Here is a 14,017-nt window from a genome sequence, read left to right as displayed (position 1 = left end):
GCTACAAATTTTCTACCGATTGCAATTCTTTCTTCAGCTTATTGCGCTCTTTTTTATGCTGTACATAGATTTTGACAGCTGCCTTTTCGATTCGTTCGCTGTTGATCTTTCCGGCAAACCAGATACTGACCGAAGGTTTTGAGACCCCAGCCTCTTTAGCTATTTCCGATAGCTTGCCGTGTGGCAATGCGTGCTTTATCTCTTTTCGGTTAATCATAACTTTTAAGTTTTATTTATTACCTTTAACACAAAGTTAGTTAATTTTGTACTTTAAGTCAATTATTATCGATCAATAAAAAGATAATGGATAATCATTTTTCCAATAATATCAAACTGTTGAGAAAAGCCCGCAAAGCTACTCAAACCGATCTAGCAAATCTGTTAGATAAGAAGAAAAGTGCCATTAGTAGCTATGAGCACGGAAAATCTATGCCTGATATAAACGATCTTGTTAAAATTGCCGATTTTTTTGAAATCGATCTAAATACTCTAATTGCAAAAAAGTTAGATGAAAAAATACTTAACGAAATTATAGAGTATGAAAATAATGACATATTTGAAACTGCCAATGTCACGGATCGTGTCACAAATCTGTCCGGGACAAAAAAAAGTCAAAAAGTAGGCAAAGAGCAGCCTGCCTCATCGAGTAGCATGTTATTTAATAATCTATCTGACGATGAGGAGGAGAATTCTAAGATAAGGAAAGTGATGCATTTGGAAATTGAATACTGGAAAGGCAGACCCAATAAACTAGAAATACTAAAGGCTTTCTTTTATCCTGATTATAGAGATTTCAATAGAGTTCTGGAGCATATCTATGATACATATAGAATAGAGATGGCTGCGATTTTTATGGGGGTTGTTAATGGTAAAAGAACTGAAAATGAGGCTTTTACAGCAGTTGATCAAATTCTTGGAGAAGCCAAATCGATGGATGAATTACTCAAGACAATAAGTAAAGATATAAACACGCTACTTAAAAATATAATTGTTCCCTTATACCCTCATGCATATCAAGTGGTGATACAAGGAAGTACACTCGATAGCCAACAGATTGAAAAAGAATATGACTGTGCAACAATGGACGAAAAGAAGTTTTATGAGAAGTGGAGTGTATCCAAAGAAGAATGTCGGTCGAAAAATACTCCTTCCGAATAATGGAAGTCAAATAGCGTAAATGGAATTTATCCCCTCATTTTTTGCATTAAAAGTTGTCAAAAACAGCAGAAACCGGAAGAAGTTGACTTTTCGTTTGAACTCCAGCTTTTCGTCAAAAACTTTCTTATCCCCTCATAACGCTTTATCAATCAGTCACTTACACCTATAAAATAAAGAAATCAATTTTACCCCCTTATTGACCTTTCGTTTGCCCCTTAATACACGCGCAATTCCCTATCGTACGACAGTCCGGAATTTGAGGTAACCTGCCAGGAAAGAGGGTATACGTTGCAGAACCCGAGGCTTACGGTTAACCACCCGGAAGTAGAGCAGGGTAGTCCCCGAACCCGATCTATCACCGCTACGCTGAGCCATAGTGACTTGGGTGGTGATCTTACGGTAGAAAAATATGAATGGTGGGTAGTAAGACGGGGTAGCAACCAAACCGTAGTCGCTAAAACCAGTACGGGTACTAGTAACCGTAAAACCTTTAATCTGAGTGGCTTAGCCTACGGAGAGTACTTTGTGAAGGTGCTGGTATACGCCACGGGCAACTGCTCGGTACTCACCGATGCCGAAGATGAGGTTTCCTTGAAAATACGCCCGCCTTGCCCACCTAGCCCACCTCGTTTGCTGGTACAGTCGGTCGATGGCTCCGAAGTGCTTCCGGCGGGTGAGCACCGCTACCAGGTAAACCCGGCTGTACCCAAGGTGCGAGTGCTGGTAGACCAGAGTGGGTTAGAGCAAAAGGTAGTAAATGTGCTAGACGTGATCTATCGCTGGGATGAAAATAGCTTTCCGGGAGCGAATGTGCGTATTAGTCCGAGTGCTCCGGCCCCCGGGCAGACGGCCCCCGGCACCCAAGCGTATACGCTAACCTTCGCTGAGTCAGGCTTTTACGATATTTCTATTGCGGGTAAAGAGGGCTGCGACCAAGTGCCCCCTACGGTGCGGATATTTGTCTATTTTCCCGCGCAAAATGATTTTAACATCACCCAAAGCTGCCCAATTAATTTACCGACCGATTTACCCGCTATTGTGAGCGAAATGAACGGTCTGCCGCTGGGGGTACCCGATAATATTGCCCTCAGCTTAGAGAACCTGCGGTACACCGGTATTCTGGATAACTTCCGCTACCGGATAGAGAGCCAAGCCCAGGTGGTAATTGGACCGGGGATGACACTGGTAAACGGGGCGGATATTGAAGTAGACCGGGGCGATATTGACCCGCCCGGTGGCTACGATGACGATGATTTTTTCTGGAACTTTACCCAACAAACATTATTTGACGACTACGGCAATGTAATTGGGGAAAGTAAGCAGTTTTTTGATGATATGGGGCGCTTGCACCAAACCCAAACCAAAGACCAGGCGCGGGGTATACTGATGGCCAGCCAGACGATCTTTGACCGCTACGGACGCCTAGCGGCTACCTCCCTACCTGCCCCCATCCGTTCGGGTACGGGCAATACGCCCATCAGCCCCGAGTGTAGCGACTTTACCACCGACTATGTGCCCGTACAGTTTGGCTACCAGGCCAGGCTACTCCGCACCAACGGGGGAGCTGCCTTTAACCACTTCGGCCTGCTGCAAAACCAACCCATGAGTGCCGAGCCCTTTTCGGTGGGATGGTACTACAGCGATCAGAACCGCCAAGCCGCCATTGATGCCTTGCCTGAAAACACCGATCAGCGCATGCTGTACGACCTGCACGAAGACCGTATGGCTACCACCGCCTACCCCTTCGTTCGTACCCTGTTTAATGAAGACGGCAGCGGCGAAGTAATTGGGCAAGTGGGGCCAGGCGACTTTCAGTACCGCCCGGATGTGAATGCCGAAGGCAAACCTATTATTGAGCAGCAGCATATTGCTAGTAGCCGAATGCTGGCTTTGGACGAAGAAGGCGAGGAGGATACCAACATCATACTGGCTTACTTGCAAGCCCGTAAGCAACAGACCGGGCTGATGAACCCTTACGAGGACCGCACCCCGGGCATCAATCCCTTTCGGGTGCAGGATGGGTTTTACAAGCAGGTGAGTGAAGATGCCAACGGACGGCGCAGTGTGCGCTACTTCAACGAAAGCGGTCAATTGCTCACCAGCCTCTACTACGGCGATGGTACGGCGGTGATTACCCAAAGCAGTAGCTTCTACGATGATGCCGGGCGATTGCTGGTGAGCGTAGACCCCGAAGGGCTGAAGACGACCTACACCTACGACTTTCGGGGGCGCATGCTCAGTATGGAAGAGCCCGATGCCGGACGTACCGAGTACGCCTACCGCCGCGATGGCAGCATCCGTTTTTCCCAAAATGCGAAGCAACGAGCGCAGAATACCTACTCCTACACCAGCTACGATCAGCTAGGCCGCCCCATAGAAAGCGGGGAGTTTGATCCCAGCGGGACAAGTGCTACCTTTAGTACTGTGCGCAGCAACCAGACCATACTGGAAACGATCGGCCGCGAAGGCGGGCTGACCGACGGCACTCGGACGGATGTGGTACGTACCACCTACGACCGGGCGGTGCCACTACCCGTGGGTACGGGTCTGAAGCAGCAGTTTGTGCGGGGCAAAGTCAGCTACAGTGAGAAAATAGGCACCACCGGATCGCCGGCCGCCCAGAGTTGGTACAGCTACGATGAACGGGGTCGGGTGACCTGGCTGGTGCAGGACGTTGTAGGCATTGGGGTGAAGACAGTAGCCTACCGCTACAACAGCCAGGGGCAGGTGATGACGGTCAGCTACCAGGAAGGCCGTAAAGATGCCTTCTTCCACTACTACACCTACGACCAGGACGGACGACTCCAGCAAGTGTATACCTCGGTACGCAGTCCGCAGCTTGATCGGCAGTTAAACGTGACCAATCTGGCGAGTGACTACAAACTACAAGCCACCTACGAGTACTACCTGCACGGCCCTTTGAAGCAGGTGGTGTTAGCCGATGGGATACAAACGGACTATACCTATACTGTGCAAGGCTGGCTCAAAGCAGTGAACAACCCCGGAACAGAGTCCGGGGCAAGTCCCGGAACGCAACCCGATGTATTCAGTATGCAGTTAGACTACTTTAGTGGCGACTATGTAAAGTCCGGTAGTCCCATCGTAAATGTAGCCAGCAATCAGCCCGAAGAAGCGCAGTTGTATAGCGGGCAGATCCGTAGCCAAAGCTGGCGGACGCAAGCCGAAGGGGTGAACCAGACGGGGGCGTATGTCTATGACTATGACCCTCGTTACCAACTTAAAGAAGCTAGATTTGGACAAGTCAGTAGCGGCACCTTCACCCCCGCCAGTAACCAAATGTACAGCGTCAGTGGATTAGACTACGATAAGAACGGCAACCTGTTAGGTCTGCAACGCCGAGACCAGACAGGAAACCTATTGCACGATTTTGAAAATAAGTACCAGTACCAAACGGGCACCAACCAGTTGACTGGGATTACGGGCTACGCCAGTTACAAGTACAATGCCCTCGGCCAGATGACCCAGGAAGTGAAAGGCAGCTATACCCAACGGCTAGCTTACGATGTATCTGGTAAGGTCACCGAGATCAAAGACGGCAACGACCAAACGAAGTTTATCTACACCTACGACGATAAAGGCTATCGGGTTAAAAAGTACGACCAGCAGCAAAACCAAAGCACCTACTACATCCGCGATGCCAATGGCAACCTACTCAGTATCTACGAACACGATGAGAGCCAGGCGGGTACCTCCCCCGAACCCGTAGAAGTACCGATCTACGGCAGCAGTCGGCTGGGTTTCTTCCGCCCTGACCCCATCGCGTTGAACGAGCACTTGGTCGGTTACGAAGATGATCAAACCAAGAGCCGCTACGAGAACACCTCCTACCTACTAGTCGCCGGAGCCACTATGACCCTGACCGAAGGCTTTGAAGTCAGTTACCAAACCGCTCACGAAGGTGAGTTCTCAGTAGCCTTCCACGAGCCAACCGGCCCCACGACCTACGAACTGAAAGACCACCTGGGCACAGTACGGGCGACCATCCAACCCCAGGATGAGGGCGGCATCAGCCTGAACAACTACCAAAGCTTCTATCCGTTTGGGATGAAGATCGGCACCTTGAGTATGACGGGGGGTGAAGGGCTACGCTTTGGCTTCCAAGGTGAGTTTGCGGAAGATGAAACAAATGAGACGGGCTACCATAGTTTTGAGTTGAGACAATATGATGCGGTTGTCGGGCGGTGGCTAAGCGTGGATCCTTACCGGCAGTTTGCTTCTCCGTACGTCGGGATGGGGAATAATCCAATTAGTGGGATTGACCCGGATGGGGGATACACCAAGTTTGGGGCGAAGGTGCGAGCCTTCTTCACCGCTGGGGTAAGTGTAAGCGATGTCTATCAGTCAGGCGGGGAGTGGGGCTTCAACACTCAAAGTGGTGACGTAACTACCTTTAACGTCGGTACCTATGGTGAAGGTGGCTCCTATCTATCAGCTTGGGAACCAGGTCTATCCCAAAGATGGGGAATGTCTGATAATATAATTGCTTCTTGGTCATACAATACGATTGATGGACCTTGGGTCACTGCACAGTTCTTCACACCGTGGCGAAAACCCACACATATTGATGGTCAGCTAGTTGTCGGAGAAGAAGGGGCGGAAGCATTTGCTGGAGCAGCCTCAACAGCTCTACCGTACACTAGACTGAGTAAAATTCCAAAAGTTACAGCATCTCAGTTTAGTAGCTATTTCAAAGGCACTTTCGTAGCTAGATTACAACCAAAAGTTCGGGGTTGGATAATCAAGACATATAACAAACAAATGCTTGAGAAAACGCATGGGACGGTATTGAAAATCACTAAAGGGTTTCAAAGTCTAGTTGATAAAGGGCAGGAATGGATTGGTTCAGATGAATCGAACGAAAAAAGATAAGATCATGGACGGAGCATTTATCGGGTCAGTAGTATTTGAATTTATAGGAGTCTTTTTCAGATGGTTGTACATTGCTTTCAAAAGAAAGATTAAAGGTAAAGATGTAGCAAGTTTTAGCAGAGTTTGGAAAGGGAGGAACAGCGATGATTTTGGAAGTAACTTCGAGTACGGCATCTCTAACATACTTTTAGGAATGATTATTACTATAGCTATCGTCTTCGTTCTTAAGCTTTTTTTTGGCTAAAGTACCCATGAGAAGATGTTTATAGAGGTAGTCATGTTTAAGTTTACTGGTTTTCTTCTTTAAGATTGGCTCCCTCACCCGAGTCCCTCTTTCTGGAGCAGTTGCTCGATCTGTTGTTTAGAAAGGTTTTCTAGCTGGCTTTTGTCGTAGATGGAGACCAGGTAGACCTTTTCCTGTACTACCTTCACGCAAGTGATGACCCTAGCCCCACCGGACTTACCCTTGCCTTTGGAAGCAATAGCCAGCCGTACTTTGTAGAGATCATGACCCAGTGAGGTGCCGGTAGTGGGGTTGTCGGCCAGCTCTTCACCGAGTGCCTTCAGCTCTCCTCTCAATGAGCGGTACTTCCGGATAAGCTTCTTGGCTTCCTTCTGGAAGTAATCCGTGGCAATAACGTTATAGCTCATCCAAGAAGTCGTTGAGCGGGGTTCCTTTTCTTTTGCCCTCTTCTATCTGCTTCACTTCGCGTAAGCCCTGGGCAATGCCCTGCAACACTTGCTGTTCGGTGTCTACCGACTCTTCTTTCACTTTTTCCAATCCTAGTTTCTGTACCAGTTCGGTGAAGAAAGCGTACTGGCTGTCCGGAATGTTGAGCGTAATCTGTTTCATCAGGCAAAGGCTTGTTTGGCTTTCACGTTCTGCAAAAGACCGTCCAGGGCGTAGAGGATATAGTCCTTGTCTTTCTCAGGCAGGTTGTTGAGTTCCTGCAATCGCTGTAGCATAGAGGGGTTCTTGAACAGTTCAGCATCTTCGGTTTCCCCCAACAAGTACCCTACAGTGGTATCCAGAAAGCCCGCAATCTTCTGAGCCGCTTCAATACTGGGCTTCATCTCATCGCGTTCGTAGCGACCGATGACCGAAACGGAAGTATGAAGCAACTTAGCCAAGTCACCCTGGCTCATCTTTCTATCTTTTCGTAGGGCAGCTATTTTCTTTCCAAAGGTATTCATAAGATAACACTTAAAAGGGCTATAAGAACCCTGTTTTACGGTATAAGACCAAATATACGAACCTAATGTGAGCTAAAAAAGTTGAAAAAGTTTGTTCGTAAGCTTTAATAGAGTAGTTTTGAACCGGATACGAGCTAAATAACTTTTTATCACCAATCAAAAAGCCTATGCATCCCGAAGACCAACGCCAGTTAGAACGCCATCTGGGCCGCCTGTTCAGCGAGAGTTTAAATCTTAGTCAACCGCTCGCCATGCTCCATTTGCTGCGCGAGAAGATTGCCGATGGCGGCTACCAATCTTTCCACCAAGCCGAGATCATGGACGAGCTAGGTAAGTTACAACACCGCTTGGGAGAGGTAAACCGCCAGATGCTTCCCGTGGCTGATTTACTCAAGCAAAAAGGATAAGGAAAGTAGTACGATGGAGATTGCTGAAATCAAAGCCCGTCTATCGATCCAAACGGTGCTTTCGCACTACGGCCTGAAGGTCAACCAAAGCAACATGCTGTGCTGTCCGTTCCATGCGGACAAAACGCCCAGTATGCAAATCTACCCCAAAACCAATACGGCCTACTGCTTTTCTACGGCCTGTAGACTACACGGCAAGAAGCTCGATGTGATTGATCTGATCCAAGAGCACGAGCAACTCACCCAACACCGAGCGATTCTAAAAGCCCAACAGATGATCGAACCTACTCAACCACCTTCCGATACTTCCGATGAAAGAAAGAACGCCGGTATTCCCCACGAAGGGAAAGCGTTGTCCCGCACGGCGGTCTTGACCAAGTTCTACCAAAGCTGCTTGCAAGGTATGACCCGCAGCCTGAAAGCCCAACAGTACGCCCAAGACCGGCAGCTGAACTACGAGTACCTGGGTATCGGCTTTATCAGTGCTGACTTCGGTAGAAGCTGGAACGACCCCTTGAAACAGAGTGCCGTGAAGCTCGGGCTGATGCAGGAGCGCAAAGGCAAGATCGTCCCCAAGCTACGCAGTTGTTTGATGCTTCCCATGAAGAACGCGGCGGGCAAGGTCGTAGACATCTACGCCCGTAGTTTGCAGGACGACAGCTACCCGCGTCACTTCTACTTACCCCAGGGGCAACAGGGCTTGTACCCGCACTACCCCAAGCCCGAGACCGAACGGCTGGTCCTGACCGAAAGCCTACTGGATGCCGCTACGCTACTGCAGGACAAAAGCCTCAGTCAGGTATACGGCATGCTAGCATTGTACGGCACCAACGGTTTTACGAAAGAACACGAACAGGCGATCCAAGGCTTAGCCAATCTACAAGAGATCATCTTCTTTCTGGATGGGGACGAAGCCGGACGCAAAGCCGTGGCTAAGTACGCCGACCAGTTGCAAGCCCTTCGTCCGGATGTCAAACTTACCGCCGTGGCTACTCCCGAGGGCGAAGACGTGAACAGCTTGCTCCAGGGACATACGCCGGTGATCTTGGAACACCTATTGAACGAACGACAAGCGATCGGTAGTCCTACGCTTTTTCTTTCATCGGAAAAGACACCGGAAGCAAGTCCGGTTGCCCCACCGTTGACAGACGACTCGGCAGCCACCCAACCGCCCTCGGAAGAAACCAGTCCGTCTTCGGAGTACCGGTTGCACACCGAGAATACCGAGCTGTTGTTTTTTACCAGCCCCTGGCTACAGGTTACCGTGCTGGGGGGCATTAAGATTGCGGGCCTGGACCGCTTGCGGGTGACCGTCAAGGTAGAGCCCGCCCAAGCTACTCCGGGCAAAAGACATCTACCGGTACGGCATTCGCTGGACTTGTACCATTCGGGGCAGGTGCAGCAACTGGTCATCCAGGTAGCCGAACGTTTGGAAGTCAGCAGCCGGGAAGCGATGTACACCCTCTCCGAGCTGACGGCCTCACTGGAACGCTATCGTCACCGGCGACTGGAAGCCTTGCAACCGAAGGCCGAAGAAAAGCCCACCCTGAGCGGGGCCGAAAAGCAAGCAGCGTTGGACTACCTACAATCCCCGCAGCTGCTCACGCGCCTGTCCTCCGACATTCGGGCCACGGGGCTGATCGGGGAAGAGACCAACGCCTTGATTGCCTACCTGGTCTACACCAGCCGCAAGCGGGAAAGCCCCTTGCACCTGATGTGTTTGGGCCAGAGCGGGACGGGCAAAACCTACCTGCAAGAGAAAGTGAGTGCGCTGATGCCCGAAGAAGAACGGCTGGAGATCACCACGCTGTCCGAGAACGCCTTCTACTACTTCCAGCGCGAAGAGTTGAAGGGCAAACTGATCCTGATAGAAGACCTGGACGGGGCGGAAGGAGTGCTCTATCCACTTCGCGAACTCCAGAGTAAAAAGCGCATCAGCAAGACGGTCACCCTGAAAGACAACAAGGGCAACCTCAAGACCGTGAGCCTACGCGTCGAGGGGCCGGTGTCGGTGAGCGGTTGTACTACCCGCGAGAAGCTCTACGAAGACAACGCCAATCGGTGTTTGCTACTCTACGTAGACCAAAGCGATACCCAAGACGGCCAGATCATGGCCTACCAACGAAAGCTCAGTGCCGGACTGGTGAACGCCGGGGAACAACACACCCTGATCCATCAGCTACAGAACGTACAACGCTTGCTACGTCCGATCAAGATCGTCAACCCCTACGCCGAGTTGATTCAGCTACCGCCGCAGGTATTCAAACCGCGTCGTACGATGCTCTTGCTCTTGAGCTTCATTGAAACGGTCACCTTCCTGCACCAGTACCAACGAGAAGTCAAACAGGATGCGACCGGTACGCCCTACCTCCAAACCGCTCCGGACGATGTGGCCGCCGCCTTCCGCTTGCTACGCGAAGTGTTGTTCGCTAAGAGCGACGAGCTCACCCAGGCGAGCCGTAGCTTTTTAGAACAGTTGACCGCTTACACGAAAGAACAGAACCGCGAGACGTTCTACGCCCGCCATGTCCGGAAGCACTTGCGACTCAATCCTAACAATCTCAAGCGGTACCTGCGGGAGCTAGTCAGCTACGGGCAGGTCAAGATCGTGGGTGGCAGTCGGCACAAGGGTTTTGAGTACCAGATCGTAGCCCCAAAGGAATACGAAGGGCTCAAAAGTGCTATTGATGAACAGTTGGCCGCGATCCTGCTGAAGATCAACGAGTCAGTGGGTCAGTAGGTCAGGGGTGGGTCAGTAGCGTTACTGACCCACTCAACTACTTGAAAAACAAGTGCTTACCCCCAGTGGGTCAGCGAAACCAAAAAATGCCTAGGGACCCATTTTCATCTTTGTTCGTAATCAACCTCTGAACGATGCCTTTAAACCAACACTATCACCAACGCTTGTTAGGCTTTGCCGAATGGTTGCAGGCCATGAACTATGCGCAAGTGAACCAAGCGGCCAGCTTGCGCCATACCCAAGAGTTCTTGGTCTGGTTGCAAGAAAACAACCTCACGCAGCTATCCCAGGTCGATAGTCAGACCGTTCGGCAGTTCTTCCGCTACTGCGCCCAGCGCCCCAACAAAACGCGCGGCGGGAGCCTGAGCTTGAACACCCTGCGTAAGTATCGTAACGCCTTGGTGCAACTCTCTCGCTATCTTCGCGACACCGGGCAAGGCAGCCTGGAAGTCTCCTTTCCCTTCCGGGGTTACCGTAGTAAACCCGAACGGCTGATCTTGTCCAAAGCCCAGGTGCAACGTCTCTACGATGCGGCCGACCAGGTAGAAGACCCCGGCGTATTGGGCCATCAGTTGCTGGCCCTGCGGGACCGGGCCATTCTCTCGCTCTGCTACGGCTGCGGCCTTCGGCGCAACGAAGCCCTACAACTGCACATCAACGATGTTCTGCTGGAACGAGGGCTGCTGCACGTACGGGCCGGGAAGAACTATACCGAACGCTACGTGCCGATGGCCAGCGGAGTCGTTCATGACCTACAGCAGTACTTGCAGCTATCGCGTCCTCGGCTGCTACGCCATCAGTCCCACCACGGCTTACTACTGGGTTGGCAGCGCGGTAAACCCTTGTGCGCGGTCTCGGCCGGACGGCGCTTACACCACTGGTGCCAAGTCGCTCGTTTGCCCCCGATGGGATTACACGCGTTGCGCCATAGCATCGCTACCCACCTGTTTGAAAGCGGTATGAAGCTGGAACATATTGCCCGTTTTCTAGGACACCGAAGCTTGGAAGCCACCCAAATCTACACCCATATCCAACCCAACATTAGCGATGAGGAAAAGAGTCTATGAGTACGACAGTGCCACAATCCGGCAAGCCTTAGAGCAGCTCACCGACTACCTGGGCAAGAAGCACTACGCCCCGGATAGCATCCGCATGTACGGCAACTACACCGGCTACTTTTTGGCCTGGGCTGAACGGGACAATCTACCGGCTAGGGAAGTACGTTATCCGGACTTACTAAGCTATATTCACCACCTACAGGACAGTGGCCGCAGTGCCCGGCAGATCAATATGATGCTCGTCGCCATACGTCACTACTATACGATGCTGGCTAGAAAGAAACAGGTCAAGAAGAACCCCGCTTCCGGACTGATCCTGCGAGGGGTAGTACAAGCGGTGCCCAGCGATCTGCTCAGTCGTGACGAACTGGACCAGCTGTACGAACGCTACCCGGTGGTCAACCTGCGCAGTGCCCGCAATAAGATCATGGTCGGCCTGCTAGTGTATCAGGCGGTGACCACGCAAGAACTCAGCTTGCTACGCACCGAACACGTCAACCTCGCCTCCGCTACCCTGCAAGTGCCGGAGAGCAAACGCATCACTGGGCAAGGAGGGCTGAAAGGAAGAGTCTTGAAGCTACAGGCTTCCCAGATACTGCCTCTGCAAGAGTACCTGACGGTGGGCCGTCCGCAGATACTAGACGACATCAGTTCGGACAGGTACTTCTATCGTCCTACCCGCAAACCGGCCAAAATAGACTATGAAGCCATCCAACAGCAGTTGTTCTTTTCCCTGAACGGTTCGGCTTCCATCAAAGCCAGTCTAAAACCCCTGATGGTTGATCTGAGCAAGCTCAACCCTTCGGTCAAACATGCCAAGCAGCTTCGGGCCAGTGTGATCACCGAATGGGTCAAACAGTACGATATCCGACGGGTGCAGTACCTGGCCGGACACAACAGCATCACTAGCACCCAACGCTACCAGTCGGCCAACCTGGAAGAGTTACAGGAAGTAGTCTCTCTGCATCATCCCCTCCAGTAAGGGTAAGTTCATTCCTGCCCAAATAGTGCGGGGGCAGGTTATCCAAAGCGCGCCGGTAGCTTGATACGAAGCCACAAACTTGATGGCGCTTTGGATGTTCTAGCCCCTGCCTCCTGGGGGCTTGGGGGGCGGTAAGCATCCCCCAAGTCAATACTTGGCCTCTACGTGCGGTGGCTTTACGTTCCAAAAGTTACACCCTTGCATTCACTTGGTTAGTTCTCTTTGCTAGTGCGCCGGTAAAGCAGGTTAACAAGGCGGTAGCCGCCTCTCGCGAAGCCGACTGCGAGTGCGAGAGAGGCCGGACAGGAGGCAGCGTAGCGTCCTGGCCGTGAGCGGCAGAGTGAAGCGCAGCGCAACGGCGACCGCGGTCCGAACGAGCCCGCAGGCGAGCACAAACACCGGCAGCAGCTGGACGGGTGGTGACTGAAGCATCGCGAAGTGGCCGACCGGACAGGAGTAGCTGCCATGAAGGCCGACCGAGGAAAAGCAAAAGGCATGACAAGCTGCGCAGCACCCGAAGGGCTGAGCCGTGCTTGTTTCTCTCCTTAATCATCAATACCTCAGAACAAGGGCGGCACAGGCTTAGCGTGACTTTTTGCTGACGACCAAGGCCGGAATACCGCTTGACCTGCGTGCGTAAGCTCGTGCGTCCAGAGGGCGGACTTGTGTCTGGGTGCTGCGGAAGCTCTGTGTTTAGCTATCGATCAAATCCCAACCACTTCTTTCTTTCATCGGAAAACATCGGAAGTGCCACGACAATGAGAAAAATCTTATCTTAGCGCAGGAGACGTTCTTTGCAGGTGGCTGACAGGCAGTGCCAACAAGTTGAGTAGACAAGCCAAAACAGGTCGGTAAGTGTATAAGTTTTGAGTTGAGACAATATGATGCGGTTGTCGGGCGGTGGCTAAGCGTGGATCCTTACCGGCAGTTTGCTTCTCCGTACGTCGGGATGGGGAATAATCCAATTAGTGGGATTGACCCGGATGGGGGATACACCAAGTTTGGGGCGAAGGTGCGAGCCTTCTTCACCGCTGGGGTAAGTGTAAGCGATGTCTATCAGTCAGGCGGGGAGTGGGGCTTCAACACTCAAAGTGGTGACGTAACTACCTTTAACGTCGGTACCTATGGTGAAGGTGGCTCCTATCTATCAGCTTGGGAACCAGGTCTATCCCAAAGATGGGGAATGTCTGATAATATAATTGCTTCTTGGTCATACAATACGATTGATGGACCTTGGGTCACTGCACAGTTCTTCACACCGTGGCGAAAACCCACACATATTGATGGTCAGCTAGTTGTCGGAGAAGAAGGGGCGGAAGCATTTGCTGGAGCAGCCTCAACAGCTCTACCGTACACTAGACTGAGTAAAATTCCAAAAGTTACAGCATCTCAGTTTAGTAGCTATTTCAAAGGCACTTTCGTAGCTAGATTACAACCAAAAGTTCGGGGTTGGATAATCAAGACATATAACAAACAAATGCTTGAGAAAACGCATGGGACGGTATTGAAAATCACTAAAGGGTTTCAAAGTCTAGTTGATAAAGGGCAGGAATGGATTGGTTCAGATGAATCGAACGAAAAAAGATAA

The 14,017-nt window shown here is 51.2% G+C and carries 12 protein-coding genes; 7 read left to right on the top strand and 5 right to left on the bottom strand.

The genetic code is table 11. The features are described 5' to 3' along the window. Position 1 precedes the first annotated feature (1 nt). Complete coding sequence (locus P0M28_RS10135) at positions 2-217, bottom strand: hypothetical protein (RefSeq protein WP_302205894.1); 216 nt, start codon at positions 215-217, stop codon at positions 2-4. Between the two features lie 86 nt (positions 218-303). On the opposite strand from P0M28_RS10135, the gene P0M28_RS10130 reads away from it, so the two are divergent. After that, a complete protein-coding gene (locus tag P0M28_RS10130) occupies positions 304-1,158 on the top strand; it encodes a helix-turn-helix domain-containing protein (protein ID WP_302205892.1) in 855 nt (284 codons plus the stop codon). A gap of 288 nt (positions 1,159-1,446) precedes the next feature. Then, positions 1,447-6,048 (top strand): RHS repeat domain-containing protein, encoded by a 4,602-nt coding sequence (locus P0M28_RS10125; RefSeq protein ID WP_302209793.1) that lies wholly within the window; start codon positions 1,447-1,449, stop codon positions 6,046-6,048. Between the two features lie 318 nt (positions 6,049-6,366). Here the strand turns inward: P0M28_RS10125 and P0M28_RS10120 are convergent, their stop codons facing one another. The 3 genes from P0M28_RS10120 to P0M28_RS10110 are packed head-to-tail and all read right to left on the bottom strand — an operon-like array spanning position 6,367 to position 7,242. After that, complete coding sequence (locus tag P0M28_RS10120; RefSeq protein WP_302209790.1) at positions 6,367-6,699, bottom strand: type II toxin-antitoxin system RelE/ParE family toxin; 333 nt, start codon at positions 6,697-6,699, stop codon at positions 6,367-6,369. Continuing rightward, a complete protein-coding gene (locus tag P0M28_RS10115; RefSeq protein ID WP_302209789.1) occupies positions 6,689-6,901 on the bottom strand; it encodes a hypothetical protein in 213 nt (70 codons plus the stop codon). The genes P0M28_RS10120 and P0M28_RS10115 overlap by 11 nt, the downstream gene beginning before the upstream one ends. Beyond that, a complete protein-coding gene (locus P0M28_RS10110) occupies positions 6,901-7,242 on the bottom strand; it encodes a helix-turn-helix domain-containing protein (protein WP_302209788.1) in 342 nt (113 codons plus the stop codon). Before P0M28_RS10110 ends, P0M28_RS10115 begins: the two co-directional genes overlap by 1 nt. 167 nt (positions 7,243-7,409) lie before the next feature. Here P0M28_RS10110 and P0M28_RS10105 point away from each other — a divergent pair, with 167 nt between their 5' ends. The 4 genes from P0M28_RS10105 (at position 7,410) to P0M28_RS10090 (ending at position 12,429) form a co-directional block, all read left to right on the top strand. Beyond that, complete coding sequence (locus P0M28_RS10105; protein WP_302209787.1) at positions 7,410-7,649, top strand: hypothetical protein; 240 nt, start codon at positions 7,410-7,412, stop codon at positions 7,647-7,649. A 13-nt stretch (positions 7,650-7,662) separates the two neighbouring features. Further along, entirely contained in the window at positions 7,663-10,389 is a 2,727-nt protein-coding gene (locus P0M28_RS10100; RefSeq protein ID WP_302209785.1) for an MTBMA_p00010-related P-loop-containing protein, read from the top strand. Between the two features lie 134 nt (positions 10,390-10,523). After that, on the top strand, positions 10,524-11,456 hold the full coding sequence (locus P0M28_RS10095) for a tyrosine-type recombinase/integrase (protein ID WP_302209783.1): 933 nt from the start codon (positions 10,524-10,526) through the stop codon (positions 11,454-11,456). After that, positions 11,437-12,429: a tyrosine-type recombinase/integrase gene (locus tag P0M28_RS10090; protein WP_302209782.1), complete on the top strand. Its 993-nt coding sequence runs from the start codon at positions 11,437-11,439 to the stop codon at positions 12,427-12,429. Before P0M28_RS10095 ends, P0M28_RS10090 begins: the two co-directional genes overlap by 20 nt. A 190-nt stretch (positions 12,430-12,619) precedes the next feature. On the opposite strand, the gene P0M28_RS10085 is transcribed toward P0M28_RS10090, so the two are convergent. Then, the gene (locus tag P0M28_RS10085; RefSeq protein WP_302209780.1) at positions 12,620-12,919 is read right to left on the bottom strand and encodes a hypothetical protein; all 300 of its coding nucleotides are present in this window, start codon (positions 12,917-12,919) and stop codon (positions 12,620-12,622) included. 381 nt (positions 12,920-13,300) lie between these two features. On the opposite strand from P0M28_RS10085, the gene P0M28_RS10080 reads away from it, so the two are divergent. After that, complete coding sequence (locus P0M28_RS10080; protein ID WP_302209792.1) at positions 13,301-14,017, top strand: RHS repeat-associated core domain-containing protein; 717 nt, start codon at positions 13,301-13,303, stop codon at positions 14,015-14,017.

The sequence above is a fragment of the Tunicatimonas pelagia genome (assembly GCF_030506325.1).
Taxonomy (GTDB): Bacteria; Bacteroidota; Bacteroidia; order Cytophagales; family Cyclobacteriaceae; genus Tunicatimonas; species Tunicatimonas pelagia.
Note: the sequence above shows the minus strand (reverse complement) of the source record. Positions and strands in the feature narration are given on the sequence as shown.